This window comes from Herbaspirillum sp. LeCh32-8 (genome assembly GCF_017814915.1).
GTDB lineage: Bacteria > Pseudomonadota > Gammaproteobacteria > Burkholderiales > Burkholderiaceae_D > Herbaspirillum.
In genome coordinates this window covers 20,765-47,117 of sequence record NZ_JAGIPZ010000004.1, presented here as the reverse complement: position 1 = coordinate 47,117, position 26,353 = coordinate 20,765, and the positions used below count along the sequence as shown (strand labels likewise).

At 64.1% G+C, this 26,353-nt stretch carries 22 protein-coding genes, 1 tRNA gene and 1 pseudogene; 11 read left to right on the top strand and 13 right to left on the bottom strand.

Features of this window, described 5'->3' with window-relative positions; translation table 11 throughout:
- Positions 1–3: 3 nt before the first annotated feature.
- Both J8I26_RS09570 and J8I26_RS09565 read right to left on the bottom strand, forming a co-directional pair.
- A complete protein-coding gene (locus tag J8I26_RS09570; protein WP_209606527.1) occupies positions 4–1,287 on the bottom strand; it encodes an efflux RND transporter periplasmic adaptor subunit in 1,284 nt (427 codons plus the stop codon).
- Positions 1,288–1,431: 144 nt separating this feature from the next.
- On the bottom strand, positions 1,432–2,061 hold the full coding sequence (locus tag J8I26_RS09565; protein WP_209606525.1) for a TetR/AcrR family transcriptional regulator: 630 nt from the start codon (positions 2,059–2,061) through the stop codon (positions 1,432–1,434).
- 361 nt (positions 2,062–2,422) lie between these two features.
- Here J8I26_RS09565 and J8I26_RS09560 point away from each other — a divergent pair, with 361 nt between their 5' ends.
- Positions 2,423–2,683, top strand: coding sequence for a YkgJ family cysteine cluster protein (locus J8I26_RS09560; RefSeq protein ID WP_209606523.1), 261 nt, complete (start codon positions 2,423–2,425; stop codon positions 2,681–2,683).
- Positions 2,684–2,707: 24 nt separating this feature from the next.
- Here J8I26_RS09560 and arsC read toward each other — a convergent pair.
- Positions 2,708–3,058, bottom strand: a pseudogene (gene arsC, locus J8I26_RS09555) (arsenate reductase (glutaredoxin)); the annotation flags it as partial.
- Positions 3,059–3,285: 227 nt separating this feature from the next.
- Here arsC and J8I26_RS09550 point away from each other — a divergent pair.
- From J8I26_RS09550 to J8I26_RS09535, 4 genes are all read left to right on the top strand, one after another.
- Positions 3,286–4,140 (top strand): undecaprenyl-diphosphate phosphatase, encoded by an 855-nt coding sequence (locus J8I26_RS09550; protein WP_209606519.1) that lies wholly within the window; start codon positions 3,286–3,288, stop codon positions 4,138–4,140.
- Between the two features lie 115 nt (positions 4,141–4,255).
- Complete coding sequence (locus J8I26_RS09545) at positions 4,256–5,128, top strand: undecaprenyl-diphosphate phosphatase (RefSeq protein WP_209606518.1); 873 nt, start codon at positions 4,256–4,258, stop codon at positions 5,126–5,128.
- 40 nt (positions 5,129–5,168) lie between these two features.
- A complete protein-coding gene (recQ, locus tag J8I26_RS09540) occupies positions 5,169–7,022 on the top strand; it encodes a DNA helicase RecQ (protein WP_209606516.1) in 1,854 nt (617 codons plus the stop codon).
- A gap of 234 nt (positions 7,023–7,256) precedes the next feature.
- Positions 7,257–8,825: a methyl-accepting chemotaxis protein gene (locus J8I26_RS09535; protein ID WP_209606514.1), complete on the top strand. Its 1,569-nt coding sequence runs from the start codon at positions 7,257–7,259 to the stop codon at positions 8,823–8,825.
- Between the two features lie 88 nt (positions 8,826–8,913).
- Here J8I26_RS09535 and trmB read toward each other — a convergent pair whose 3' ends face one another.
- Together trmB and J8I26_RS09525 are read right to left on the bottom strand one after the other, a co-directional pair.
- Positions 8,914–9,633 carry a tRNA (guanosine(46)-N7)-methyltransferase TrmB gene (gene trmB / locus J8I26_RS09530; RefSeq protein WP_209606512.1) on the bottom strand — a complete coding sequence of 240 codons (720 nt, stop codon included), beginning with the start codon at positions 9,631–9,633 and terminating at the stop codon, positions 8,914–8,916.
- A 94-nt stretch (positions 9,634–9,727) separates the two neighbouring features.
- Positions 9,728–9,801 (bottom strand) — tRNA-Gly (locus tag J8I26_RS09525).
- A gap of 186 nt (positions 9,802–9,987) precedes the next feature.
- Here J8I26_RS09525 and arfB point away from each other — a divergent pair.
- On the top strand, positions 9,988–10,410 hold the full coding sequence (gene arfB, locus J8I26_RS09520) for an alternative ribosome rescue aminoacyl-tRNA hydrolase ArfB (RefSeq protein WP_245200243.1): 423 nt from the start codon (positions 9,988–9,990) through the stop codon (positions 10,408–10,410).
- Positions 10,411–10,470: 60 nt separating this feature from the next.
- Here the strand turns inward: arfB and J8I26_RS09515 are convergent, their stop codons facing one another.
- From J8I26_RS09515 to J8I26_RS09500, 4 genes are read right to left on the bottom strand one after another with little or no spacing between them, the layout of a single operon-like run.
- Complete coding sequence (locus J8I26_RS09515) at positions 10,471–11,568, bottom strand: glycosyltransferase (RefSeq protein ID WP_209606510.1); 1,098 nt, start codon at positions 11,566–11,568, stop codon at positions 10,471–10,473.
- Positions 11,543–12,643: a hypothetical protein gene (locus J8I26_RS09510; RefSeq protein ID WP_209606508.1), complete on the bottom strand. Its 1,101-nt coding sequence runs from the start codon at positions 12,641–12,643 to the stop codon at positions 11,543–11,545. Before J8I26_RS09510 ends, J8I26_RS09515 begins: the two co-directional genes overlap by 26 nt.
- Positions 12,640–13,449 (bottom strand): glycosyltransferase, encoded by an 810-nt coding sequence (locus tag J8I26_RS09505; RefSeq protein WP_209606506.1) that lies wholly within the window; start codon positions 13,447–13,449, stop codon positions 12,640–12,642. Before J8I26_RS09505 ends, J8I26_RS09510 begins: the two co-directional genes overlap by 4 nt.
- 4 nt (positions 13,450–13,453) lie before the next feature.
- A complete protein-coding gene (locus J8I26_RS09500) occupies positions 13,454–14,746 on the bottom strand; it encodes a hypothetical protein (RefSeq protein WP_209606504.1) in 1,293 nt (430 codons plus the stop codon).
- A 1,004-nt stretch (positions 14,747–15,750) separates the two neighbouring features.
- On the opposite strand from J8I26_RS09500, the gene J8I26_RS09495 reads away from it, so the two are divergent.
- A complete protein-coding gene (locus tag J8I26_RS09495) occupies positions 15,751–16,686 on the top strand; it encodes an exopolyphosphatase (RefSeq protein WP_209606503.1) in 936 nt (311 codons plus the stop codon).
- A gap of 83 nt (positions 16,687–16,769) precedes the next feature.
- Here the strand turns inward: J8I26_RS09495 and J8I26_RS09490 are convergent, their stop codons facing one another.
- Positions 16,770–17,396: a trimeric intracellular cation channel family protein gene (locus J8I26_RS09490; RefSeq protein ID WP_209606501.1), complete on the bottom strand. Its 627-nt coding sequence runs from the start codon at positions 17,394–17,396 to the stop codon at positions 16,770–16,772.
- Positions 17,397–17,633: 237 nt separating this feature from the next.
- On the opposite strand from J8I26_RS09490, the gene J8I26_RS09485 reads away from it, so the two are divergent.
- Positions 17,634–19,094: a hypothetical protein gene (locus tag J8I26_RS09485; RefSeq protein ID WP_209606499.1), complete on the top strand. Its 1,461-nt coding sequence runs from the start codon at positions 17,634–17,636 to the stop codon at positions 19,092–19,094.
- A gap of 43 nt (positions 19,095–19,137) precedes the next feature.
- On the opposite strand, the gene J8I26_RS09480 is transcribed toward J8I26_RS09485, so the two are convergent.
- The 3 genes from J8I26_RS09480 to J8I26_RS09470 form a co-directional block, all read right to left on the bottom strand.
- Positions 19,138–19,347 carry a protamine P1 domain containing protein gene (locus J8I26_RS09480; protein ID WP_209606497.1) on the bottom strand — a complete coding sequence of 70 codons (210 nt, stop codon included), beginning with the start codon at positions 19,345–19,347 and terminating at the stop codon, positions 19,138–19,140.
- A gap of 159 nt (positions 19,348–19,506) precedes the next feature.
- Positions 19,507–21,162 (bottom strand): PAS domain-containing methyl-accepting chemotaxis protein, encoded by a 1,656-nt coding sequence (locus J8I26_RS09475; protein ID WP_209606495.1) that lies wholly within the window; start codon positions 21,160–21,162, stop codon positions 19,507–19,509.
- A gap of 338 nt (positions 21,163–21,500) precedes the next feature.
- Positions 21,501–22,085, bottom strand: coding sequence for an attG domain containing protein (locus tag J8I26_RS09470; RefSeq protein WP_209606493.1), 585 nt, complete (start codon positions 22,083–22,085; stop codon positions 21,501–21,503).
- Between the two features lie 186 nt (positions 22,086–22,271).
- Here J8I26_RS09470 and J8I26_RS09465 point away from each other — a divergent pair, with 186 nt between their 5' ends.
- The 3 genes from J8I26_RS09465 to J8I26_RS09455 all read left to right on the top strand — a co-directional run bounded on the left by J8I26_RS09465 (position 22,272) and on the right by J8I26_RS09455 (position 26,343).
- A complete protein-coding gene (locus tag J8I26_RS09465) occupies positions 22,272–22,700 on the top strand; it encodes a nucleotide pyrophosphohydrolase (protein ID WP_209606990.1) in 429 nt (142 codons plus the stop codon).
- Between the two features lie 68 nt (positions 22,701–22,768).
- A complete protein-coding gene (locus J8I26_RS09460) occupies positions 22,769–24,334 on the top strand; it encodes a methyltransferase regulatory domain-containing protein (protein ID WP_209606491.1) in 1,566 nt (521 codons plus the stop codon).
- A 335-nt stretch (positions 24,335–24,669) separates the two neighbouring features.
- On the top strand, positions 24,670–26,343 hold the full coding sequence (locus J8I26_RS09455; RefSeq protein ID WP_209606490.1) for a diguanylate cyclase: 1,674 nt from the start codon (positions 24,670–24,672) through the stop codon (positions 26,341–26,343).
- Positions 26,344–26,353: the final 10 nt, after the last annotated feature.

The window sequence follows — 26,353 nt, the reverse complement described above, 5'->3', positions numbered from 1 at the left end:
CGTTTATCGTCCCTGCGGCTGGGTGGAGGGATTGGCCGGCGGCGCCGGCGGGACGATGCCGGTTTGCGCCGCCTGGGCGCCCGGCAATTGCCGCGCGGAATCCGTCATCGCTGGCGGGACCGGCGAGGCGGGCGCGCCGTTGCCGGCGCCTTGCTGCAATACGCGCACCGGCGTGCCGTCGCGCATGATGCCCAGGTTGGCGCGCACGATCTGCGCGCCGTCGGTCAGGCCGCTGGTGATTTCGGTGGCGTTGCCGTCGTCGGTGCGACCTTGCAGCCCGGTCACGACCGGGCGACGCGCCAGCGCGCCGTTCTCGATGGCGTAGACGTAGGCGTTGCCGTTCTCCACCTGGATCGCGGTGGCCGGCACGGCCAGCGCCTGCGCCTTCTTTTCCAGCGTCAGGCTGGCATCGGCAAACATGCCGGCGCGCAGCAGGCCCTGCGGGTTGTCCAGCCGCACATACACCATGATCGAGCGCGAGCCCGACTGCGTGGCCGGGTTGATGCGCACCACGCGGCCCAGCACCTTCTGCGGCAGGCCTTCCACCGCCACCTGCACTTCCTGCCCGGTTTGCACCTTGAGGATGTCGTTGGTCGGCACCGGCGCTTCCAGCTCCATCTGCGACAGGTCGACCACGTCCAGCAGCTTGCCGTCGACGGCCACCTTCTCGCCCGGCTGCACATTGCGCGCGCTGATCAGGCCCGCGATCGGCGAGCGCACCACGGTATCGGCCAGCGCCTTGCGGGCCACGTCCAGCGCGCCTCGCGCGGAATCGACGTTGGCCTTGGCGATGTCGAACTGGCTGGCCGCGGTATCGAAGGCATTGCGCGAGATGAAGCCCTTGTCCAGCAGCACCTGGTTGTTGTTGCGGGTCTGGGTGGCGATATTGAGCTGGCCTTGCGAGGCCACCAGTGAGCCGCGCGCCTGGTCGACCTTGGCCTGGTAATCGGCGCCGTCGATGCGCGCCAGCACCTGGCCTTCCTTGACCGCTTCGCCTTCGCGCACCAGCACCTGCTGCACTTCGCCGGCCACGCGCGCCTTCACCGACGCCTGGTTCAGCGCACGCAGCGCGCCCGACAGCGGCAGCACCTGGCGCAGCTCGCCGCTCTTGACGGTGTACAGGTCACCCGGCAGGAATTCCATGGCGCTGGGCGCCACGCTGGCAGGGGCGGTCTTGGCGGCATCCGGCGCGCTGCGTTTTTTGAGCAGCACCATCGCTGCCATCAGCAGCACCAGCGCCAGCAAGGTCCACCGCAGCCAGCGGCGTTTCAGGAAGGAAAGCGTCATTCGGTCGGTCCCGGGGTTCAAGCTTGCAGACGTACAGATAGATACAGACGTTCAGACAGGCTTTTTATTGTTCTACTGAGGTGATGCGGTGAAGCGGTACAGCGCAAATGCGGATCCGGCAGCCGGGCTACGGAGGTCAGGGGGTCAAGCCTTCAGGCCATGGATGCACAGGTCGATCAGGCTGGCGAGGTAGGCTTGCGGATCGATGGGCGTGATCGAGCAGGGGCCGAAGGACTGATCCCACAGCATCAGCATCACCACCGGCGCCACGATCACCTTCTTCATCGATTCGGCGTTGATGGCGCGGAATTCGCCGTGCGCCATGCCGCGCTCCAGCATGCGCACCACCATGGCGTCGCTGCGCACGATGATCTCGTCGTGATAGAAGCGCGCCAGCTCGGGGAAGTTGCCCGACTCGGCCACCATCAGCTTGGAGATGCCGTTCAGTCCGGAATGCGCCGCTGCATCCCACCAGCCCATGATCAGCTCGCGCAGCAGGTCGGCGCTGCTGCCGGCGTAACCGTCGACCATGGCTTCGGCTTCGTCCAGCAGCGGCAGCATGTTGGCGCGCACCACCGACTTGAACAGGCTTTCCTTGTTTTCGAAGTAGAGATAGAGCGTGCCCTTGGACACGCCGGCGCGCGCGGCGACGTCTTCCAGGCGGGTGGCCGCGTAGCCACGCTCGACGAACAGCTGCAGCGCAGCCGCCAGCAATTCTTGCGGGCGGTCCTGCTTGCGGCGTTCCCAGCGGGGTTCTTTGGCGGCGTCGGACATAGGCGAGCAAAACATCGCGAACCGGCCGGCGCGGCGGCGATCTCCCTCACGCGGGAGCGCCAGGCCTCGCGCGCAAAGACGAGTTCGCGGGTAAGTAACCGGAGAGTCAGCAATGTAAGTGGCAAACGTCATGGCGTCAAGGATGCAGATCAGGCATTCGGGTAAGCGAATGTAAAGCGTCCGGACGGCCGGGCGCCAGCAGCATGCGACAGAACGTCGCCGGCGCGCGCACAAGGTCGCAAACGGGGGATGAAACGCGCGGGCCGCAGCGCCGGCAAGGGTAAAATAGCGCCTTCGCCGACGCCAGCCGGCCGGCCGCGATGCGCCTTGATTTCCGACTCCCCGATTTGTTCACCCGTCCATGAATTGCCGTCCCCGCTGCGGCGCCTGCTGCACGGCGCCTTCCATCACCAGTCCGATCCCTGGCATGCCCGACGGCAAGCCGGCCGGCGTGGCCTGCGTGCAACTGGATGAAGAGATGCGTTGCCGCATCTTCGGCCGACCCGAGCGCCCGGCCTTCTGCGGCGGCCTGCAGCCTGCGGCCGACATGTGCGGCGACAGCCGCGAGGCGGCCATGTTCTGGCTGGGCGCGCTGGAGGCGGCAACGGCGCCGGCCGCCTGAGCCGGCTTGCCAGCTAATTAATCAGGGGAAAATTTCGGCCAGTCGTTCGCTGGGACGCACCAGCATCGTGCCCTTGGGGGCCACCACGATGGGACGGTTGATCAGGATGGGGTTGGCCAGCATCGCGTCCAGCAGCTGGTCGTCGCTCAGGCCGGGGTTGTCCAGGCCCAACTCTTTGTACAACGTTTCCTTGGCCCGGATCACCTCGCGCAGCGGCACGCCCATGGCGGCGACCAGTTTCTTGAGCGTGGCGCGGTCGGGCGGGGTCTTCAGGTATTCGATCACGATCGGCTCGACGCCGCCGTCGCGCAGCGCCTGCAGCACGTTGCGCGAGGTGCCGCATTTGGGGTTGTGGTAGATGGTGATGTCGCTCATGGCTGTGGTTCCGGCGTCGGTGCTGAGATAAGAAAGCCGATATGGTAACCCTTCCGGTTCGACGTCAATGGAACGTCAGCTTTCGTATTGTAAAATTTCGGTTTGTTGCAGCGCACCTTCTGGGGCAAGCGCTGTCCAAATGCCGGTTTTTGATATTTTTTGCCGCATCTGCCACGTTTTTCGCAACATCTCCCTTCAACTCCACATAAGAAGCCACCCAGCCACGTATGGACACTATCCTCGCGCTCAAGGCGCTCATCATGGGCGTCGTCGAAGGCCTGACCGAATTTCTCCCCATTTCCTCCACCGGCCACCTGATCCTGGCCAACAGCCTGCTGCAGTTCACCGGCCCGACCTTCTCCAAGGAAAAGGCAGACGTCTTTGAAATCGTGATCCAGGCCGGCGCCATCCTGGCGGTGTGCTGGGAATACCGCGCCCGCATCGCCGCCGTGCTGGGTGGCCTGTTCATCGACCGCAAGGCGCAGCGCCTGGTGATCAACCTGATCATCGCCTTCCTGCCGGCGGCCATCCTGGGCTTCCTGTTCAGCCGCAAGATCAAGGAGGCGCTGTTCAACCCGGTGTCGGTGGCGATCGCCTTCATCGTCGGCGGCCTGATCATCCTGTGGGTGGAACGCCGCAACAAGGACCGCATGAGCATGGCTTCGGCGCGCATCGAGACGGTGGACGACATGACCCCGCTGGACGCGCTCAAGGTCGGCATCGCCCAGGCTTTCGCGCTGATCCCCGGCACCAGCCGTTCCGGCGCCACCATCATCGGCGGCATGATGTTCGGCCTGTCGCGCAAGGCGGCCACCGAGTTCTCCTTCTTCCTGGCCATCCCGACCCTGTTCGCCGCCACCATCTATTCGCTGTACAAGGAGCGCGCGCTGTTGTCGGCGGCTGACGTGCCGCTGTTCACGGTGGGCACCGTGGCCGCCTTCATCTCGGCATTCCTGTGCGTGCGCTGGCTGCTGCGCTACATCAGCTCGCACGATTTCACCGTGTTCGCCTGGTACCGCATCGTGTTCGGCATCATCGTGCTGGCCACCGCTTACACCGGCGTCGTGGCCTGGGTGGAATAAACCGCCCGGGATGCGCAGGCCGCATCCAAGCTGCATTACACTGCTGCACCGACCGGACGCCTCGACGCGTCCGGTTTCATAACTATCCCGCCAATCCCTTCAAGAGAACATCCCCATGGCCAATGTTTGCAGCGCCGGCCTCGATATCGGCTTCGCTTCGCTCAGCTACGCGCAGATCGGTTTCCTGGGCATCGTCCAGGGCATCACCGAGCTGTTGCCCATTTCCTCCACCGCCCACATGCGCGTGGTGCCGGCCTTCCTCGGCTGGCACGATCCCGGCTCGGCGTTCTCGGCGGCGATGCAGCTGGCGGCGCTGGCGGCAGTGATCAGCTACTTCCGCCGAGACGTCGCCGCCGTCACCGGCGGCAGCGTCTCGGCCTGGCGCCGTCGCGACTTCAACGACCCGATGTTCAAGCTGGCCGTGGCCATCATCCTGGCCACCATCCCCATCGGCATCGCCGGCCTGGCGCTGTCGCATGTGTTGAATGCCTGCGGCTCGCCGCTGCGCAGCCTGACGGTGATCGGTTGGTCCTGCATCGTCATGGCGGTGCTGCTGGCGATCTCCGAGCTGGTGTGCCGCCATCGCCGCAGCGTCGACCAGATGCGCCTGCGCGACGCGCTGATCGTGGGTGTGGCCCAGGTCGGCGCGCTGATCCCGGGCGTGTCGCGCTCGGGCTCGACGCTGACTGCGGCGCTGTTCCTGAACTTCCGCCGCGAAGAAGCGGCGCGTTTCTCCTTCCTGCTGGGCCTGCCGGCGATCGCGCTGGCCGGACTCAAAGAGCTGGCCGTGCTGCTGCACGCGCATATCCCGCTGGAAGCCTGGGGCGTGCTGCTGTTCGGCCTGGCCGTGGCGAGCGTGTCGGCGTTTGCGGCGATCTGGGGGCTGATGAAATTCCTTGAGAGATTTTCGACCTGGCCCTTCATCGTTTATCGCGCCGCGCTGGGCGTTTTCCTGCTGTTTGCGGTGGGGCAGGGCTGGCTGCAATAAAATAGCGTCTTTGCTTCCCGCCTCAACCCGCCTCAGATTCATGGTCGACTTCGATTCCCTGCCCGCCGCAGCCACGCTGCAAGACCGCGCCCTGCATGTGCTGGAGACCGTGTTCGGCTATTCGTCCTTCCGCGGCCACCAGGGCGAGATCGTTCAACAGGTAGCCTCAGGCGGCGACGCCCTGGTGCTCATGCCCACCGGCGGCGGCAAGTCGCTCTGTTATCAGGTGCCGGCGTTGTTGCGCGAGGGCACCGGCGTGGTGGTCTCGCCGCTGATCGCGCTGATGCAGGATCAGGTCGACGCGCTGGCCGAAGTGGGCGTGCGCGCGGCCTTCCTCAACTCCACCCAGAGCTTCGACGAGGCGCTGCAGATCGAGCGCCGGCTGCGCCAGGGCGACCTGGACCTGCTCTACGTCGCCCCTGAACGGCTGATGACGCCGCGCTGCCTGGACCTGCTGGAGGCTTCGCGCATCTCGCTGTTCGCCATCGACGAGGCGCATTGCGTCTCGCAATGGGGTCACGATTTCCGTCCCGAATACATCAAGCTGTCGGTGCTGCACGAGCGCTTCCCACAGGTGCCGCGCATCGCGCTGACCGCCACCGCCGACGCCCAGACGCGCGAGGAGATCATCCATCGCCTGCAGCTGGAACAGGCGCGGCAGTTCGTGTCCTCCTTCGACCGACCCAACATTCGTTACCAGATCGTGGAGAAGGCCAACGGCCGCAAGCAGCTGCTGGACTTCATCAAGAGCGAACACCCGGAGGACGCCGGTATCGTCTACTGCCTCTCGCGCAAGAAGGTGGAAGAGACCGCCGAGTTCCTGCGCGGCGAAGGCATCAACGCGCTGGCCTATCACGCCGGCATGGACTACGCGCTGCGCACCGCCAACCAGGCGCGCTTCCTGCGTGAAGACAAGATCGTGATGGTCGCCACCATCGCTTTCGGCATGGGTATCGACAAGCCCGACGTACGTTTCGTCTGTCACCTCGATTTGCCCAAGAGCGTCGAGGGCTATTACCAGGAAACCGGCCGCGCCGGCCGCGACGGCCTGCCCGCCAACGCCTGGATGGCCTACGGCCTGCAGGACGTGGTGCAGCAGCGCCGCATGATCGACGAGTCGGAAGCCGACGAGACCTTCAAGCGGGTGCTCGGCACCAAGCTCGACGCCATGCTGTCGCTGTGCGAGACGCTGCATTGCCGGCGCGTTCGCCTGCTCAATTATTTCGGCGAAGAGGCCGCGCCCTGCGGCAACTGCGACACCTGCATGACGCCGCCGGTGTCCTTCGATGCCACCGTCGAGGTGCAGAAGCTGTTGTCCACCGTCTACCGCGTTGAACAACGCTTTGCGCCCGGCCACGTGATCGAGGTGCTGCGCGGCATCGACGGCGAACGCGTCAAGCAGTGGCGCCACGACCAGCTGTCGGTGTTCGGCATCGGCAGCGATCGCGGCGAGGCCGAGTGGCGCGCCGTGCTGCGCCAGGTGATCGCGCTGGGCCTGCTGACGGTCGACGCCGAGAACTACAGCGCCTTGAAGCTCACCGAGGCCGCGCGCCCGGTGCTGCGCGGCGAACAGAAGGTGCAGCTGCGCCAGTACCAGAAACCGGCCAAGGCCAAGCGCAGTTCGCAACGCTCCGGTTTCGTCGAGACCGATCTGTCGCCCGAAGAGCAGGAGCTTTTCGAGAAGCTGCGCTGGTGGCGCGTGGAAACCGCGCGCGAACACAACGTGCCGGCCTACGTCATCTTCCACGACGCCACCATGCGTGAAATCGCCAAGGCGCGTCCGCAGTCGCTGGACGAATTGCGCCACGTCAACGGCGTCGGCGAGAAGAAGCTCGACACCTACGGCGCGCAGATCATCGCGCTCATTTCCGGCGTGGAACAGACGCCGGCGTGAGCCGGCTGATCCATCACGCCTCGTAGGAAAATCTCGTCGAATCTCGCAGTCGATTTCACTTTCCGCATCAATACAACAACGCCATGCCGAAATCACGGATGGCGTCATTGCGCAGAAATAATCCCCCTCCAATCTGTTGACGAAAACTCAGGATTTTCGGACGCCGCTCTTCAGCCGGTCATCCGCGACGCCGTTAATTCCTTTGTCAGTCCACGCACACGTTCGGGGGGTAGCATGAAGCTCAATGATGTGAGAATCGGGATACGGCTGGGCTTGCTTGCCGCCTTGTTGCTGGCGGCCACGGTCTTCGTCGGCGTACGCGGCTGGATGGTGCTCGACGAGATTTACCAGCAGGGCGCACAGGCCATGCAAAGGGGGGCATTGATCGAGCAGTCGGTGGACGCCGCGCGCAGCGCCCAGGTGCAGTTCAAGATCCAGGTGCAGGAGTGGAAGAACACCTTGCTGCGCGGCAAGGATCCGGAGTCCTTCAAGAAATATCGCCAGGCCTTCATCGATGAAAGCGCGGCGACCCAGGCCACGCTGAAGAAGCTGGAAAAGCTGATGCCGCAAATCGGCATGGACGACGCCGCCTCGCGCAAGACGCAGGAAGCGCACGCCGAGCTGTTGGCCAAGTACCTGGAAGCGTTGAAGCTCTACGCGACCGATGACCCGGCTTCGGTGGCGCGGGTGGATGAGCAGGTCAAGGGCGTGGATCGCCTGCCGACCAAGATGATCGACGACATCGTCGTCGCCGTGCATGCGCACGCCGACAAGGTGCGCGAAGAGATCAACGCCGACAGCCTTTCCGACTACCGTCAGGCGCGCACCCTGCTGGTGGCGTCGATCCTGCTGTCGCTGCTGGTGGGCGTGGGCATCACCTGGTGGCTGGTGCGCAGCATCGTGCGCCCGCTCGGCGCGGCGGTGCGGATTGCACAGACAGTGGCCGCCGGCGACCTGCGTTCGGAGGTGGTGGTGAGCGGCAAGGATGAAACCGCGCAACTGCTGCATTCGCTCAAGGAGATGAACGACAACCTGGTCAACATCGTCTCCGAGGTGCGCCAGGGCACCGGCAGCATCACGGTGGCCGCCACCGAGATCGCCAACGGCAACCGCGATCTTTCCGAGCGTACCGAGGACCAGGCCAGCTCGCTGGAAGAAACCGCCGCCTCGATGGAGGAGATCACCTCGACCGTGCAAAAGAACGCCGACAACGCCAACCACGCCAACCAGCTGGCCGGCGAGGCCTCCGGCGTCGCCGTCAAGGGCGGCGAGATGGTGGGCTCGGTGGTGGCGACCATGCAGGCGATCGAAGAGAGCTCGCGCCGCATCGTCGACATCATCGGCGTGATCGACGGCATCGCCTTTCAGACCAACATCCTGGCGTTGAATGCAGCAGTGGAGGCCGCCCGCGCCGGCGAACAGGGGCGCGGCTTTGCGGTGGTGGCCTCAGAGGTGCGTTCGCTGGCCCAGCGCAGCGCCACCGCCGCCAAGGAAATCAAGGAGCTGATCGACGACTCGGTGAGCAAGATCAGCGCCGGCACCGCGTTGGTCGGCGGCGCCGGGCAGACCATGCAAGATATCGTCTCCGCGATCCACAAGGTCGCCTCCATCATGGACGAGATCACCGACGCCAACAAAGAGCAGAGCGCCGGCATCGACGAGGTCAACCGTGCGGTGATGCAGATGGATAGCGTGACGCAGCAGAACGCCGCGCTGGTCGAGCAGGCGGCGGCCGCCGCCGAGAGCATGCAGGAGCAGGCCGAGACGCTGCAGCGCGCGGTGGCGGTGTTCAAGCTCAAATAAGACCGTCACGGTGGTTCGCGCAAAACAAAAAACGGCATGTCCCGCGAGGGCATGCCGTTTTTCAATCGAGCGCCGCAGCGGCCGACGTTCAGCTCACCTTTTCGAACACCAGGTCCCACACGCCGTGGCCCAGGCGCAGACCGCGGTTCTCGAACTTGGTGGTGGGGCGGTAGTCCGGGCGCGGCGCATAACCGGACGGATCGGTGGAGGTGTTCTTCAGCGTCGGCTCGGCGCCCAGCACTTCCAGCATCTGGATGGCGTACTCCTCCCAGTCGGTGGCGCAATGCAGATAGCCGCCCACGGCCAGGCGCGAGCTGAGCAGCTGCACCAGCGGGCCCTGGATCAGGCGGCGCTTGTTGTGGCGCGCCTTGTGCCAGGGATCGGGGAAGAACACATGCACGCCGGCCAGCGCTCCCGGCGCGATCATGTTGTTGAGCACCTCGACCGCATCGTGCTGGATGATACGCACGTTCTCCAGCTTGCCCTCGTCGACCAGCTTCAGATAGCTGCCCACGCCGGGGGTATGCACTTCCACGCCGATGAAGTTCTTCTCCGGCATTAGCGCCGAAATCTTCGCGCTGGTCTCGCCCATGCCGAAGCCGATCTCCAGCACCGTGGGGGCTTCGCGGCCGAAGGCGGCGGCGATGTCCAGCGTTTCCTTGGCGTAAGGCAGCAGGAACTTCGGCCCCAGCTCTTCGAGCGCGCGTCCTTGCGCATTGGAAACGCGCCCCGTGCGCGTGACGAAGCTGCGGATGCGGCGCTCGGTCGGATCGTAGAACAGCGGTTTGCCGGATTTGTTTTCAGACATGGATAACTCGTGAATCGGTGTTGTGCGGCTGGGCCAGTCCCGTTGGCCGGACGATCCCGGCGGCTGGCAGCCTGCAGCTATAACGGTGCGGCAGTGGAGCGGGTGAAGGGGATCGAACCCTCGTCTTAAGCTTGGGAAGCTCCTGCTCTACCATTGAGCTACACCCGCGTGAGGGGCGTATTTTACGCGGGTTTGGCGGCGCCCGGCAAAACTGGGCGAGGGGTGATGCGCAGCGCCTACATCCGTCCTGCGGGACACCCGGACGTCGCAAACCGGGCGCCGGCGCGGCGGCAGTCATTGTCCCGTACGGATACGGCGGAGGGCGACGGTCGCGCCAGCCGTTAAAATGGCGTTTTGCCAACCCGGGCCGCTGCCATTCTTCCCCTCTTCATTGCCGACGACGACGTTGAGTTCACCGCCATCCGCGCGCAGGGCGCCGGTGGTCAGAACGTCAACAAGGTATCGAGCGCGATCCACCTGCGCTTCGATATCCGCGCTTCTTCCCTGCCCGATGAGGTGAAGCAGCGGCTGCTAGCGCTGAACGATCAGCGCATCAGCAAGGAGGGCGTGGTCGTCATCAAGGCCCAGGCGCACCGCAGCCAGGAAAAGAACAAGGCCGAAGCCCTGCAGCGTCTGCAGGAAATGCTGGCGCTGGCGGCCAGTGCGCCCGTGTTGCGCAAGGCCACGCGTCCCACCCGCAGCTCGCAGCGCAGGCGGCTGCAGAGCAAGACGCAACGCGGGGAAATCAAATCGATGCGGGGGAAGGTGCGCGAATGAAGCCGGGGGCGATGCTCAAGGAGGCCGGCCGCCGCGCGGATGCGGCGGTCGGCCAGCCGGTCATGGCCTGGACGTGTTGATGTCGTTCAGGAACGCGATGTAAGCCGGGATGAACAACTTGCGGGAAAACATGTTCACGGTCGCCTGCGCTTCCTGTCTGATGAGGTCGATGTCTTCGCCCCCCTGCGCGACTCGCTCAATCAGCTGAGCATAGGTGGCCAGCGCATTGTCCTTCACTAAGTAACCGTTGTTCTTGTCGGATACCAGGCTGCGGATGCCTTCGATGTCGTTGACGATCACCACGCAGCCGCAGGCCATGGCTTCCAGCACCGCGTAAGACAGGCCCTCATGCAAGCTGGGCATGATCAGGATGTCCGAGTTGGACAGGATTTCAGGAATATTGCTGATGAATCCGAGACAGGTCACGTTGTCGGGCACCTCGGGCAGGAAGCGCAGGACGTCCGCCGGAGTCGCCCCGCACAGCAGCAGCTTGTACTTCGGGTTGGTCAGGTAGTCCTTCCAGACATGCAGAGCGCGTTCAAAACCCTTGCGGCGCTCTGGTCGGCCCACAAACACCACCAGTACGTCGTCTTTGTTGATGCCATGCTCCTGTCGCCAGCGGGAGTCCAGGTAGCGAGCTTTGTTGTAGACATCCAGATCGAGCCCGCAAGCCGAGCCGTTGAGGATGACGGATGGATCGAGGCTCTCCCGTACATTTGTTAATAGCCTGACCATGTCACGCGAGACCGTCAGTACCTTGGTGGCCAGTGAACCGTTGATGCTCTCGAGCAGTTTCAGCACCCAGCGCACGGTGCCGTTATAGCCGACGTAAGGCACGCCGTGGTTGAAGTAGATCCGCGACTTCACGCGCATCAGCCACGCCGCGAACAGCGGCAGCGGCGACGACTTGGTGTTGTGGCTGATCACGACATCGGGTTTGCGCGCATGGATCAGCCGGCAGATTCGGAACAGGGAAAACGGCAGCAGCGGCAGGTTGCGCAGTGACAGGTCGTATCTGATTTCCAGCGTGCTGGTTTTCGATCTGATGCTCGATGTGATCAGCTCCGAGTCATGCCCAGCCTTGCGCTCTCCCTCGATCAGCGGATCGATGAACAGCGCAGCCATTCGTCCATTAGGATGAAAGTGAAGAATCTTCATTGCGTTTGTTATCAGTAAAACGGAAGAGCAGAAAAAGCGGCGCCAGGTAAAACAGCGATTCGAAGTTGGTTCTCCAGCGCGTGGCCGATCCTGGATTCAACAACCCGAAAGGGGCGTGCAGGATCATCAACGCCAGCACGGCCGGGACGATGCACCACAGGTAGAGGCGACAGAACAATTGCTTGTCGGCGAAGTCATGCCGTTTGGCATAGCGATAGATCACCAGCGGCGCAAACAGGACGAAGAGGCCTTCCAGGAAGAAGGGGAGGAATTCCGGGCGTGACATGAGTTCGGATGGCAGTGGGCCTACGATGCCCGTGATGACGCCTAGTGGAAGCATGCGCTTGAAATGTTCAAATCCGAAACCGGTCTGCGGTTCGATGTCGAACAGCGCGTATCGACTCGCGCGCGCCGAGGCCTCGATGCTGCCAAAGCCGCGATACAGGATATCCGTCCAGGCGAAGAAGTAGACAGACAAGACCACCAGGGCAAGCGCCGTCAGCAGCACGCTCCATGACCTGTCACCCAGCTGTTTGATGATGTACGTGGCTACAAACAGCCATATGATGGCGAGTCCATAGTGCGGTCTCAATATGAGGCAGGTGCCCAGTGAGAGCAAGGCGAGGATGACGCTCGTCGGGTTCGGTTTTTCGACGCAGTACCTGGACCAGATTACCAGCAGCATGCTGAAGCATCCAGCATAAATAGCTTCCTTGCCGACGATCGAGGTCCAGATGAAGGCGCTTGGCAGCAGCAGCAGCAACATTAACGGCCATCTACGACCGCCGGTGGCATAGTAGTAGATGATGCCCGCTGAGGAAATCATGCCGAACGTCACATGGGCGAAAAGTGGCCCGCCGACATGGTTCAAACTGACTGCAAGCGTATTAATTAACTGCGTCCGGAGGAATCGATCGGTGGTGTAGTAGCCGCTCAAGTAGAGCTTGGAGTCCACCAGTGGCGAAAAGCGGTTGAATACGATCGTCGCAAACAAGGCGCCGGCGACCTTGATCGCCAGCAATATCCCAATTTTCAACCACAGGCCTTCGGTGTTGCGTGGCTTTGCCGCCATCATGACATTCCCCTTAATTTGCTGACCAGGCTTGTCGGAAGCAGCGACTTCACGGCGATGACGATCATGGCTCTGAAGCCAATCCGGATGACGCAGGACACTCTCTCGAGGCCGGTCAGGTTTCTTGATGCGATCGCCAGGTATTCCCGGTAGGAAATCATCGGCTGGCTGGATGCCACACCGTCGACCTCGACGATCGTCAGCGGCGCCTGGGTGGGCGCGAGGACCACGCACTGGCGGCGGCTGCGCATGTAGAGATCGAAGTCGGCGGCGATCTTGTAGCGGATGTCGTAGGGATGGCTGCGAATGAAGCCGGCGGCGAACAGCATGGCCTGGTGCGAGGTCGGCATATGCATGGGCGTGGCCGCATGGGCGTGGACGACCTTGGTATGGCCGCTGCTCTCCACTTGCGAGAAGGAGAAGCAGGCGATATCGACGCTCTCCTGGCCGCCGAGCTGTTCAATCCATCCTGCCAGCTCGTCGGGGCCGGCCTGCATGCAGTCGCCGCAATTCAGGAACAGGAGGAAGCGTCCGTTGCTCTTGGCGACGCCCTGGTTCATCGCATCGTAGATACCCTTGTCGGAACCGGAATGGAACAGGAAGTTGGCGGTGCCGGCGAGCGGCGCCACCAGTTCATGGGTATTGTCTGTGGACTTGCCGTCCATCACGATATGTTCGAAGCGGGCGTCGCCGTAGAAGCGTCCCATGCTTCGCAGCGTGAGGGCCAAGCGGGCGGAGTCGTTGCGGGTGACCGTGACAATGGACAGCAGCCGTGGCGGCGGCGTTGCCTGGATGAGTGCCTGATTCATCGGATTAGATTGTCACTGGGGAGGAGGTGTTCATGTGTTCGGAAATGAGCTTCTTGAACAGGTAGAAAAGCAGTGCCGTGCTCACCAGGCAGGTCGCGGCCATGGACAGCAGGATGCCGACGCCGCCGAACTTGCGGGCGGTCAGGGTCAGCAAGGTGAAGCCGAGCGCAATCTCCAGCGCATAGACTTTGTAAGGCACGGACTTGATGCCGGCGCTGCTCAGGGTGACCACACCGACGTCGCGCAATACGCGTACGGCGAAGTAGATGAAGGCGGCCAGCATCAGCGGGTGGTCGATCACGTTCTTGCTGGTGAGGCGCTCAAATACATGCATGTCGTCCAGCACGATCACGGCGACGTAGATGCATGCCACCGAGGCCAGGCCGACGATGGCCGAGCTGCGGATCATCTTGAGGATGGCAGGCGCTCCGCCGCGGACCGCATCGGGGGTCAGCCGGCGTGACTGATGCTGCACGAACGCGTAGTAGATCACGAACGACAGGAAGAAGAATCGCGTGGCGAAGTGATAGGAAACGATCTGCTCGCTGCTGAGGTAGTGCGCCGAGAAGTAGTAGTCGGCGCCGAGGAAGACCGCCGACAGGACGTTGAGCGTCCAGAACGCGAACGCATCGTGGCAGATGGCGCGCAGGCTGTCCTTGCGCGGGCGCTTGCGCCCCAGCAGCATCTTGCGCGCCACGTTGAGCACCAGCGGCAGGTTGATCACCACCTGCGGCGCAATGTAGATCAGCACCGAGACCACGACATCGGGATGGGCGGTGTGGGCGTACAGGGCCAGGCCGGCCAGCGAGGCCAGCGACTGGAGGATCAGCAGGGTGTTGCCGGCCAGGCCTTTGTTGAGCACCACCAGCATGCGTTGCAGGATGACGTTGCTGGTGGCGATGATCATCAGCGCCATGCCGATGGAGAACGCCCGGAACTCGATGCTGTCGACGGCGTAGTGGTCTGCCGGCAGGAACAGCCGGGGCAGCAGCGGGCTGGCGACGATGAATGCCGCCAGCGCCAGCACCAGCGCATAGTGCACGAGGATCATCAGGCGCACATCGGGCGCGCCGCTCTTGCGGGAGTTGAATCTGTTCTGCAGCGTCTGCGACAGGCCGAGCTCCAGCACCTGGAACCAGATCGCATAACCCAGCAGCAGGAAAATGACAGATGCTTCAGCCGGGGTGTGAATCTTGGAGAAAACGAAGATGGCGTAGAGCTGGGCCAGCGCTGCAATGCTTTTGCCGCCAAGATTGGTGAGAACGAAGATGACAGATTGCTTGTGTTGGTGACTCAAGGTGTTGTTCCAGGTTGTGACAAGCCGAGAATCCTTGGCCTCCATCCATATCCCGTTCCCATGCCGCAAGGCCGGTCGCGGCGCTCGTGCAGTATGAAAACGTTCCAGCTTGCAATATTGCAGCGGCAAAGATGGCTTGTCCGCCGCCTGATTTCTCGATCATATAACTGATAATGATTGCTATTTGAGAGAAATAGGCAGGGAAAAGATGAATTTGCCTGCATATTTTGAAATGCCGATTTTACTTCCAGTGGCGATGGAGGAGACAAATTCATTGCACGGGAATCAAAATCCCATGCTGAGGCCGCGCCGGCCGCAAAGGGGCCGGGGAGGCTTGGCGAGCCGCAATGGCCGGGGAGGGGCGTGGCGCCGCCGCCGGGCGTGCATGCTGTCAGACGGGATGCGCGGGGTGATGCCGTGTTGCAAGAAAATCACGGTTTTTTGCTGATTGCCGCTTGACCGGCGCAGCGCAGGCGCCGGGCCGGATCAAGCGCCGGCCGGGATGCCGGATGCGAGGATGAGGGGTGCCCCGAGCGCAGTCGTGAGACGTTGGCGGCCGCAGTGACCGATCTCCGGGCGCGTCAGAATCTCGGGGCGCGTCAGATTCAGCGGGGCCCGCCGCGACCGCCGCCGTCTCCCCAGCCGCCTGGTCCGCCGCCCGGCCCCGGGCCGCAGAACCAGGGGGCGCAGACGCAGCCCCCCAGGCTGAGCGCGAACAACATGGCGGCGATCGTGGTCATCCATCTTTTCATGGGTATGCTCCTTGCAAAATTCGGTCAGGCAGCATTGGACACTGCAGGTTTGCTAAGCGCGGTCAGGCAATTGCAACAATTGATGTCGAGGCCGCCGGCGCGGCGGACTCGGCCATGGCGGGCGGCAGGGCGGAAAAACGCTCGCCGCCATCGACAACAGCCCTCGCCCGCGCCGCATTTTTGGGCTATAACGTTAGCCTGATATCTTGTGGCGGTCATGTCTGGTTGGAATTCATCAACGAGGGGAAAATCATGTCGGAAGCAAAGAAATATCGTCTGGTCACGCGCAGCGACTTTGACGGCCTGGTGTGCGCGGTTCTGTTGAAGCATCTGGACATGATCGACGAGATCCTGTTCGTGCATCCCAAGGACATGCAGGATGGCAAGATCGCCATCAGCGACAACGACATCACGACCAACCTGCCGTTCGTGCCCGGCGTGCATATCGCCTTCGATCACCATTTGTCGGAAACCATCCGCAACACCGGTGAGCGCAAGAACCATGTGATCGACCCGGCCGCGCCCTCGGCGGCGCGCGTGGTGTATGACTACTATGGCGGCGGCAAGGCGTTCCCGGCGTCGTGGGGCGACATGATGGCGGCTGTCGACAAGGGCGACGCCGCGCGCTTCAACGAGCAGGAAGTGCTCAACCCCCAGGGCTGGGATCTGCTCAACTTCCTGATGGATGCGCGCACCGGCCTGGGCCGCTTCCGCGATTTTCGCATCTCCAACTACAACCTGATGATGGACCTGATCGAGCTGTGCAAGACGCACACCATCGACCAGATCATGGCCTCGCCCGACGTCAAGGAGCGTCGCGACCTGTACTTCGAGCACGCGGAGAAATGCAAGGAACAGATCCGCCGCTGCGCCACCGTGCACAAGAACCTGGTGGTGCTGGACCTGCGCAAGGAGGAAGTGATCTTCGCCGGCAACCGCTTCATCATCTATGCGCTGTTCCCGCAGACCAATATTTCCATCCACGTGCTGTGGGGCCTGAAGAACCAGAACACGGTATTTGCCACCGGCAAGTCCATCCTCAACCGTACCTCGAATACTAACGTCGGCGCGCTGATGCTGGAATACGGCGGCGGTGGTCATGAAAACGCCGGCACCTGCCAGGTGGAAAACGACCGCGCCGACGAGGTGTTGCAAGCGCTGGTCGCCCGCATCAATACCGACGGCTGACCGCGCCTCGCCAGCGTTGCAGAACGATGCCGCCCGCCGCAAGCCGGGCGGCATTTTTCATGCGCGCGGCGCGAAGACAGCGCTTAGTCGAAGCCGCGCACGCGCTCGGCGTTCAGGCGCGGCAGTTCCCAATGGAAGCGGATCGCCAGCAGGCGCAGCGAGAATCCGGCCAGCAGCGAGCTCAGGGTGGCGATGCGCGGATCGATGTCCAGATGCAGGATGCCGACGTACATGGCGCCGGTCAGCAGCGAGACGCTGGCGTAGATTTCGCGGCGCAGGACCAGCGGGATCTCGTTGCACAGCACGTCGCGCAGCAAGCCGCCGAAGACGCCGGTGACCATGCCCAGGATCACCACGATGGCGGGATGGAAGGCGCCGAAGCTGCGCGCAATGTCGCAGCCGATGATGGTGAAGGCCACCAGGCCCAGCGCGTCGACCACCAGGAAGGCGGATTTGAAGTGGTGCAGGGCGCGCGCCGCGACGGCGGCGACGATGGCCGCGCAGATGGTGAAGGCGAGGTATTCGGGATGCAGCACCCAGCCCAGCGGATAGTGGCCGATCAGGACGTCGCGCACGGTGCCGCCGCCCAGTGCGGCGACGGCGCCGATCAGGCAGATGCCGAAGATGTCCATGTCCTTGCGGATGCCCATGAGCGCGCCCGAGACGGCTTCGGCGCAGATGGCGATCAGATAGATGTAGTGCAGCAGCATGGCGACTCCAGTGGGACGTGCGGGATGGAAGTGTCGGCATTGTAACGGCAAGCTGACACAGGGCTGACAGCGGTGCCGATAGCGGGCGGCGCGGGCAGGATTCGCTTGCCGCGTCTCTTTACATCTGCAAGAATCGCCGCGGGAGTCCCATCAACAACAAGCGGGACATGGGCGGGGGATCGGCGACTGCGGCCGTCATCGCGCGTGGGCCGCCGCTACGCCAAACCGGATAACAAGATGACGTATGTCGCACGCACGTTCCGCCTGCTCGCCATCGCGGGTGTTTCGCTGGTTGCCGCTTGCACCCATGCACCGCGCAACAAGGCCGAGATCCCGCAGCAGGATCCCGCCATGTCCACCATCTACCTGTACCGCGCAGCGCTGACGGCCGCGCGTGCGCAGCCTTTTTATGTGTCGCTGGACGGCAAGCCGGTCACGCCGCTTACCAACGGCAGCTATGTCGCGCTCAATGTACCGCCAGGAGATCATCGGGTCGTGGTCAGTCCCGGCCCCTACGGCTACAACCGCGGCGCGAGATTGAAGACGGTCGCCGGCGGCAGCTACTTCTACCAGTTCGAATTCAAGACCGGCGACGATCCGCGCCACTTTGCCGAGACCACGCTCAGCGCCCGCGACGAGCAGGTGGCGCGCGCCGACATCGGCAGCCTCAGGCGCGCGCTGGCCAATTTCAACGACCGCCGCCTGACCTATGCGCGCACCAACTACGCCTCGGTGTCGGATGTCGACGCCGTGCCGGCATTGAATGCCCGCGGACGCGAGGTGTATCAGAACTGGTTGCGCCAGCGCCTGCCGCGCGCCTTTGTGGTGGCCAGCAACGGCGCCTGGTATGGCACCTGGGGCATGGGCGTGATCGACATCCCGGGTTTGTCCGATCCGGCAACGCGCGCCATGCAGCGTTGCGCGGCGAGGATGGACGTGATCTGCCAGGTGTATGCGATCAACAATTCCGTGGTGTGGCGGCCGCTGCCCAAGGAGATGGTGCAGAACGAGCGGCAGCGCAAGGCGGCTGCCGCCGCACCAAGCGCAGCGGTGACGGCGCCCGAGTCGGCCGAGGCCGTGGGCGGCGAGGACGAGAGCAAGCTGCAGCAGCCGCAGGTGCGCTTGATCGCGCCCATCTTCAGCCAGCTGATGATGCTGAGCCTGCCGCCGGGTTTCAAGCCGGGCTTTGAGCAGGCCAATTCGGCCAGCTATATCCGCGAGTCGGTGCCGCTTGATGAAAGCGTGAACCGCTGGACCCAGATGGTGACGGTGACGGGCGTGCGCAACATGGCGCGCAGCACCGAGGTGACGCCGGAGGGATTCGGCAACAAGATTGCGGAGGGATTTCGCAGCAGCTGCCCGGGGAGCTATGCGGGCAAGGTGCTCTCCAGCGGCATGGTCAACGGCCGTGAAGAGCATGTCTTTGTGGCCAGCTGCGGCAAGCGCACCACCGCCTATGGCACGGTCAGCGAGACCGCCATGATCCAGGTAATCAAAGGGCGCGCCGACTACTACACGGTGCAATGGGCCGAGCGCGGCGAAGCTTCCGAGACGCCGTTGCCGGTGGACGTGGCCAAGTGGCTGGACCGCTACAACGGCCTGGCGCCGGTCAAGCTGTGCGAGCGCGTGCCGGGCGAAAAGCCGCCGTACCCGAGCTGCGTCAACGGCAAGGGCAGCGGCGGCGGAACGGCGGTCTGAAGGCCGGCGCCGAAGCGGCGCAAGCCAAGACCGCCGGGACCGTTCAGGCCGAAGTGTCGATGATGCTGCCGATCTTCTTGAAGCCGGAGGAGACGCTGTCAGCCACGGTGTTGGCGGCCGAGGAGACGGCGTCCACCGTGCTGTCGTAGGCGCCTTCGATCTCGTCGCCAACGTCCTGCACGACGTTCTTGATCGGTTGCACGATGGTGTTGTAGAAGCTGCTGTTGCCCGAGGAAACGGATGACACGCTCATGTTGTACTCCCTTGTTCTGATGGTTGGAGGTTCGCGTGCCCGGCGCGCGGCCGGGCACGAAAACGTATCTTCATCATAGCAAGCAAGGCGTCAGCGAAACGGCCCCCATGCGCCGTTGCCGGGTAAAGATTTGCAAGTCAATGTAAAGGCGCGCCGGCCTCACTGGTGCGCCAGCTCCAGCGTCCGCGCGGTCGCCCTAACGGGCGGCGCCGTCGCTCCTGCCGCTGCCGGCGTCGACGCACCGTCCCCGATCTTGAACACCGACACCGCCTGGTTGAGCCTGCCGGCCTGCTCGCGCAGGTTTTCGGCGGCGGCGGCGGCCTGCTCCACCAGCGCGGCGTTCTGCTGCGTGGTCTCGTCGATGTTGTTGATCGCTTGGTTCAACTGGTCGATGCCGCCGCTCTGCTCCTGACTGGCCACCGTGATCTCGGCCATCGTCACCGCCATGCCGCGCACCGCGCTGCCGATTTCCTGCATCGCTTGCGCGGTCTCGCGCACCAGCTGGTTGCCGTTCTCGACCTTGGCGCGCGAGTCGTCGATCAATCCCTTGATGTCCTTGGCCGCCGCTGCCGAGCGCTGCGCCAGCGTGCGCACCTCGGCCGCCACCACCGCAAAGCCGCGGCCCTGTTCGCCGGCGCGCGCGGCTTCCACCGCTGCGTTCAGCGCCAGGATATTGGTCTGGAACGAAATGCCGTCGATCAGGCCGATGATGTCCACGATCTTGTGCGAGGCGGCGTCGATCTCCTCCATCGTGCTGCCCATGCGCTGCACCGATCCGGCGCCGCGCTGGGCGATCTCGGCGGCGCTGCCGGCCTGGCGGTCGGCGTTGGCGGCCGAGTCGGCGTTCTGGCGCACGGTGGCGGCGAATTGCTCGACGCTGGAGGCAGTCTCTTCCAGGCTGGATGCCTGCGATTCGGTGCGGCCGGACAGGTCGAGGTTGCCGTTGGCGATCTCCTGCGTCGACACCGCCATCGAATCGACGTTGCGCCGCACGTCGCCGATGATGGAGCGCAGGTTGACGTTAAGCTGCTGCAGCGCCTGCAGCAGCAAGCCCATGTCGCCGCGCCGGCCGTTGGCGATCTCCAGGTTGAGGTCGCCGCCGGCCAGCCCATGCACCGCTGCGATGGCCTCTTTCAACGGCGCGACGATGGCCGCATGCAGCATGGCCCATGCGCCCAGCAGTAGCAGCACGCCCAGGCCGGTGCCGCTCCATACCATGTAGGCATTGCCGCCGGCGTCTCGCACGGCATTGCCGGCGACCGCGCCGCCGGCCACGAACATCAGCGCCAGCAGACCCATGACCAGCCCCAGGCGACGCGCGATCGGCATGTCGCGCAACTGGTTGAGCCAGCCGGCCGCGCCCGAACGCACCGCGACGCCGCGACGGATGCGCAGGCCGCGCGCCTGGCCCAGGGCGAACCGACGATACACGCCGTCGGCTGCCTGCACCTGCTGGCGCGAGGGACGCGTGCGCACCGACATATAGCCGACCATGCGGCCGTTCTCGCGCACCGGCGTGACGTTGGCCTGCACCCAGTAGAAGTCGCCGTTCTTGCAGCGGTTCTTGACCAATCCGTTCCACGGCAGGCCCGACTTGAGGGTGGCCCACATGTCGGCGAACGCCTCGCGCGGCATGTCGGGATGGCGCACGATGTTTTGCGGCGCGCCCAGCAGTTCGTGCTCCTCGAAGCCGCTGATCTCGATGAAGTAGGGATTGACGTAGGTGATGTTGCCCTGGAGGTCGGTCTTGGAGACGATAGACTTGCCGTCCTCAAGCAGACGTTCGTTGGTGGTGACCGGCAGATTCTTGCGCATGCGATTTCCCCTTGCCTGGAAATGCCGGATCCCGGGGTCTTTGCGTCCCATAAGATCCTGGCGTTTATTGTGGTCGCTGCGACGCGGTTTCCCCCCTGCGGCGCAGCCCTGCAAATTCAACTATCGCTACTGCGGTTGCTTAACGTCGGTGTTGCCAGGATGAGTGATGCCTGATGGTAATTTTTCCCAGCCGCAGCAGGGCCTTGGCTGGTTTCGTTGTCGGGCGCGGGCAAGATATTGTTGGAAAATTTGCTCCTTTTTGCAAGTGAGATCGGTAACCGTCAATTACGTTGCCGCGCGGGAAGGCGACCGTCCCGGCCGCGCACCGCGTTGTCCATTTACTGTTGTGGCTGGAGCTGGAACAGCAGGCCCTGCGCGGTCACCTCGACCGACAGCAGTTGGTCGGAGACCACCTCGGTCATGCGCTGGCCCGGATTGTTCAGCGCGATGCTGATCAGACGGGTGATCAGCGGCAGCAGCTTGTCCTGTGCGGTGGCGATGAAGCTGCGCGCGGCGCCGTCGGCGCAGATCAGGAATTCATCGCGCGCGGCCTGCGAGCGGTCGGTCAGCAACACGCCGATGGCGCGCAGCTCGCCCTTGGTGTTGAGCGTGCCCAGCAGGGCAGTCTGCGAAGGGCCGACCTTGGTCTCCAGTACGTATTCGTACTGACCGGGGTGCAGGCGCGACGCGTCCAGCCGGTACAGGTTGGCCATGTGCTCGGGTTCTTCCACCTGCATGCCGGCCAGCACCGCGGGCAGCTTTTCATTGAAGCGCCGCGCGAATTCCTTGGGCGTTACGCCCAGCGTGGTTTCGGCCGCGGCGTGCTCGGCCAGTTGCTTGTCCACCGAGCGGTCGCAGGCGGCCAGCAACGATGCCAGCGCGAGCAGGGCGCAAACGAAGAGGGAACGAAAACGGGATGGCATGAAGACTCCAAGGCAAAGCGGTCGCGGGTTTCGCTACATTGTGCATCAAGCGCTGCGGGCGCAACCTGTCCCAGATCAAGGATTGTGCGCGATTGCGCCCGGCGTTGCGCCGCGCCGCACCGGTGCGCGTTTTCGCGATGGTGATAAAGTGTGCGCTTCGCCACACAGCGCCTGCCCGACGACGCCATGACAGCCCCGCAGCAACCGACCTCCGACCTCGCCGAATTGCGCGACATCATCCGCCAGTTTTCCAGTGAACGCGACTGGCTGCGGTTTCATACGCCCAAGAACCTGGCCATGGCCATGTCGGTGGAGGCGGCAGAACTGATGGAGCATTTCCAGTGGCTGCCCACCGGCGCCGACCATGAGCTGGACGAGGCTGCGCGCGTCGGCATCCGCCACGAGATGGCCGACGTGCTGGTCTATCTGATCCAGCTGGCCGACCACACCGGGGTCGACCTGCGCAGCGCGGTGCTGGAGAAGATGGAGCTGAACCGGCGCAAGTATCCAGTGGAGCTGGCGCGCGGCAGCTCGCGCAAATACACGGCTTACGGCGCCGGCCTGGACGCAGACGACAACACCAACAACAACGGCAGCGACGACAGCAGCCGCTGAGCGCGCCGACGACAATCAACAACGCCAACGCCAACGTCAACGTCAACGCCATCCGCCGGGAGATCCCCTTGAGCAACTGGAACGACGGTTACGTCTTCGATATCGCCTATACCTACGGCTACTATCCCGACATGAATCCGGCGCGCCTGCCGCTGGCCTTCGCCTTCCACGGCCTGCGCGCGCCGACGGTGCAGACCGGTTGCGAACTCGGCTTCGGCCAAGGCCTGTCGACCAATTTCCATGCGGCGGCATCGGGCACGCGCTGGTGGGGCAATGATTTCAATCCGATGCAGGCCGCCTTCGCTCAGGAACTGGCGGCGGCCAGCGGCAGCGGCGCGCAGATGGAGGATTCCAGCTTCTCGCGCTTTTGCCGCCGCGAAGACCTGCCCGACTTTGATTTCATTGCGCTGCACGGCGTGTGGAGCTGGGTCTCGCAAGAGAACCGCGACATCATCTTCGACTTTATCGACCGCAAGCTGAAGCCGGGCGGCGTGCTCTACATCAGCTACAACACGCAGCCGGGCTGGTCGGCCTTCATGCCTTTGCGCGACCTGCTGGTGCAGCACACCCAGCAGGCCGGCAACGAAGAGCAGGGCCTGCCGACTGCGGCGCGCATCGACGCCGCGCTGGAGTTTGCCGCACGCATGTTCGAGTCGGACCCGGTGTATGCCCAGGCCAACCCCTTCATGCGCGACCGCCTGAAGATCCTGCAGCAGCAGGGCCGTAATTACCTGGCGCACGAATATTTCAATCGCGACTGGCACGCCGAGTCCTTCGCCGACATGCATCGCCGCCTGTCCCAGGCCGGGCTCGAGTTCGCCTGCCCGGCCAACTATGCCGACCATCTCGACATGGCCAACCTGACGCCGGGGCAGCGCCAGTTCATGCAAGGCATCAGCGATCCCGTGATGCTGCAGAGCGTGCGCGATTTCATGGTCAACCAGCAGTTCCGGCGCGACTACTGGGTGCGCGGCGCGCAGCCGCTGGACGATCGACAGCGCGTGCAATCGCTGGCGCTGCAAAGCATCGTGCTGCTGACCGAGCCGGACAAGGTGCCGCTGACGATTCAGAACGTGGCCTCCGAGATCACCCTGAACCGCCTGATCTACGAGCCTATCCTGCAGGCGCTGGGCGACTACCAGCCGCATACGCTGGTGGACCTGGCGGCCTCGCTGGCGCATCGCAACCTGAACCTGTCGCAGGTGCTGGATTCGGCGCTGATGCTCGTGGGCACCGGCCATGCGGCGCCCCTGCCGGCCGAGGTCGACGCCGCCACGCGCGAGCAGGTCGCGCGCCGTGCGCAGACACTGAACCTGCATTTACTGAACAAGGCCACGGTAGCGCCGTCCGAATCCGAGGGCGGCGTCGATCATCTGTGCAGCCCGGTGACCGGCGGCGGCGTGCGGGTCGACCGCATCGAACAATTGTTCCTGCTGGCGTTGCGCGAGTGCGGCGAGGACGTCGACGCCTGGCCGGCCCATGTCTGGAAGCATATCGCCGCCCAGGGCAAGAAGCTGGTGCGCGAAGGCGTACGGCTGGAGGGAGAGCAGGAGAACCTGGCCGAACTGGCCACCCAGGCGCAGCTGTTCGCCCGCACCCGCCTGCCGCTGCTGCGCGCGCTGCAGGTGGCCTGACGCAGCCGGTGCGCGGCGTGGGAAAAACGGCACATGTGACGGCACCGATGACGTCGTCGTTTGCGTCCTCACGCTTGAGCCTGTAGCATTCGCGTGCCGGTGAAAACCGGCGCACCACATGATGTCGCCGGAAGCAGGGGAGGGCCGGCGGCGCAGCACCTGCGCATCAATGCGCGGCCGTTTCAGATTCCTGGCCGCCCCGGGGCATGAAGCCCGGAACAATCCCCGAATATCGCTGCACCTCGCGCCATTGCGCGCCCGCCTCTCGGCGTAGGCTGCGCAATGCCTGCAATCGATCAATACATCTTTCCGCAAGGAAAGTCAGTCTTCAGCCTATGTCGCGTCTAAATCTGGAACTCAAAACCCGCCTGGCCATGGCCGTCGTGGCCGCCGTCGTCATCACCGCCGTCGTCGTCACTGCGCTTTCCTTGTTCGTCATCCGGCGCGACATGCGCGAAGAACTGGGCGAGCAGCAGTTCACAGCCTTGAAGCTGACCGCCGCCGCGCTCGACGCCGGCTTCGAGGATCGCCGCATCGCGCTGCGCCTGCTGGGCGAAGGCATCCCCGACGCCGCCCGCCACAATCCCGTGCTGATGCAGCGTTACATCGAGCAGCATATGTCGCTCAATGCGCAGTTCTTCAACGTGTCGGTGGCCGAGGCCAACGGCAACGTCATCGCCAACTACGCCGATGCCGGACAGATCAACCGCTTCAGCATGGCCGGGCGCGACTACCTGAACGACACCGTCAAGGGCAAGAAGGGCGTGATCTCCAAGCCGCTGCAAAGCAAGATGTCCAATCGCCCGGTGGTGCTGATGACCGAACCGGTGCTCAACACCCGTGGCGACGTCGAGCTGGTGCTGGTGGCCAGCATCGACCTGAAGGAACACAACTTCCTCGGCCAGTTCACCGGCGTGCGGCTGGGCAAGAGCGGCTTCATCTTCATCATCACCGGCGACGGCGTGGTGGTCGAGCATCCCGACAAGGAGCGCATCCTCAAGCATATGGACGACGTCGGCGGACAGAGTCCGGCCAACAACCAGGCGTTGAAGGGCTTCGAAGGCAGCATGGAGAGCCCCGATCGCGCCGGCGAGGACGCCCTGTATTCGTTCAAGCGCATGGCCAGCACCAACTGGATCATCGGCGCGCATTACCTGACCCGCGACGCCTACGCGCCTATCGCCGAGATGCAGGAACGCGCCATCCTGGCCTCGGCAGTGCTGACGGTATTGGCGGGCCTGCTGTCGTGGTGGTTCATCAACCGCTTGTTCCAGCCGCTGGCGCGCCTGCACGCTCACATCCAGCGCATCCGCCAGGACAAGAGCCTGGACCAGTTGCCGGGCGAAGCGCGCAACGATGAGCTGGGCGACCTGCACAATGCCTTCAACGCGCTGATGCTGGAACGCAAGAACATCGAGGCCGAGCTGGACGAGGCGCGCGTCAACCTCGAAGAGATGAACAAGACCCTGGCCCGCCTGGCGCTGGAAGACGCACTGACCGGCCTGGCCAACCGCCGCCAGTTCGAGCGCGGCCTGCAGGAAGAATTCAACCGCGCCGCGCGCACCGGCTTGTCGCTGGCGGTGATCATGATCGACGTCGATTACTTCAAGCAGTACAACGACCTGTACGGCCACATGGCCGGCGACAAGGTGTTGCGCCGCCTGGGCAGCGCGATCCGCGACACCAACCTGCGTCCGGAAGACATGCTCGCGCGTTACGGCGGCGAAGAGATCGCGGTGCTGCTGCCCGGCGCCAAGCTGGAAGGCGCGGTGATGGTGGCCGAGCGTATCCGCAAGTCGATCGAGGCGCTGGACATCGAGCACAGCGCCAGCGCCAGCGGCCACTTGACCATCAGCCTGGGCGTGTCGGCAGTGGCGCCGCAGCGCCAGGTGGACAATCCGGAAGACGTGCTGCGCGAGGCCGACGAGGCGCTGTACCTGGCCAAGGCGGCCGGCCGCGATTGCATTCGCACCGTCGACGACCTGAAGAGGTCCAAGGGCCAGGCCTGAGCTGCCGGGC

Excerpts from the sequence above, each read along its gene's own strand:
- J8I26_RS09570 (WP_209606527.1), bottom strand. The coding sequence starts at position 1,287 with ATGACGCTTTCCTTCCTGAAACGCCGCTGGCTGCGGTGGACCTTGCTG.
- J8I26_RS09565 (WP_209606525.1), bottom strand. The coding sequence starts at position 2,061 with ATGTCCGACGCCGCCAAAGAACCCCGCTGGGAACGCCGCAAGCAGGAC.
- J8I26_RS09560 (WP_209606523.1), top strand. The coding sequence starts at position 2,423 with ATGAATTGCCGTCCCCGCTGCGGCGCCTGCTGCACGGCGCCTTCCATC.
- J8I26_RS09550 (WP_209606519.1), top strand. The coding sequence starts at position 3,286 with ATGGACACTATCCTCGCGCTCAAGGCGCTCATCATGGGCGTCGTCGAA.
- J8I26_RS09545 (WP_209606518.1), top strand. The coding sequence starts at position 4,256 with ATGGCCAATGTTTGCAGCGCCGGCCTCGATATCGGCTTCGCTTCGCTC.
- recQ (WP_209606516.1), top strand. The coding sequence starts at position 5,169 with ATGGTCGACTTCGATTCCCTGCCCGCCGCAGCCACGCTGCAAGACCGC.
- J8I26_RS09535 (WP_209606514.1), top strand. The coding sequence starts at position 7,257 with ATGAAGCTCAATGATGTGAGAATCGGGATACGGCTGGGCTTGCTTGCC.
- trmB (WP_209606512.1), bottom strand. The coding sequence starts at position 9,633 with ATGTCTGAAAACAAATCCGGCAAACCGCTGTTCTACGATCCGACCGAG.
- J8I26_RS09515 (WP_209606510.1), bottom strand. The coding sequence starts at position 11,568 with ATGAAGATTCTTCACTTTCATCCTAATGGACGAATGGCTGCGCTGTTC.
- J8I26_RS09510 (WP_209606508.1), bottom strand. The coding sequence starts at position 12,643 with ATGATGGCGGCAAAGCCACGCAACACCGAAGGCCTGTGGTTGAAAATT.
- J8I26_RS09505 (WP_209606506.1), bottom strand. The coding sequence starts at position 13,449 with ATGAATCAGGCACTCATCCAGGCAACGCCGCCGCCACGGCTGCTGTCC.
- J8I26_RS09495 (WP_209606503.1), top strand. The coding sequence starts at position 15,751 with ATGTCGGAAGCAAAGAAATATCGTCTGGTCACGCGCAGCGACTTTGAC.
- J8I26_RS09490 (WP_209606501.1), bottom strand. The coding sequence starts at position 17,396 with ATGCTGCTGCACTACATCTATCTGATCGCCATCTGCGCCGAAGCCGTC.
- J8I26_RS09485 (WP_209606499.1), top strand. The coding sequence starts at position 17,634 with ATGACGTATGTCGCACGCACGTTCCGCCTGCTCGCCATCGCGGGTGTT.
- J8I26_RS09480 (WP_209606497.1), bottom strand. The coding sequence starts at position 19,347 with ATGAGCGTGTCATCCGTTTCCTCGGGCAACAGCAGCTTCTACAACACC.
- J8I26_RS09475 (WP_209606495.1), bottom strand. The coding sequence starts at position 21,162 with ATGCGCAAGAATCTGCCGGTCACCACCAACGAACGTCTGCTTGAGGAC.
- J8I26_RS09470 (WP_209606493.1), bottom strand. The coding sequence starts at position 22,085 with ATGCCATCCCGTTTTCGTTCCCTCTTCGTTTGCGCCCTGCTCGCGCTG.
- J8I26_RS09465 (WP_209606990.1), top strand. The coding sequence starts at position 22,272 with ATGACAGCCCCGCAGCAACCGACCTCCGACCTCGCCGAATTGCGCGAC.
- J8I26_RS09455 (WP_209606490.1), top strand. The coding sequence starts at position 24,670 with ATGTCGCGTCTAAATCTGGAACTCAAAACCCGCCTGGCCATGGCCGTC.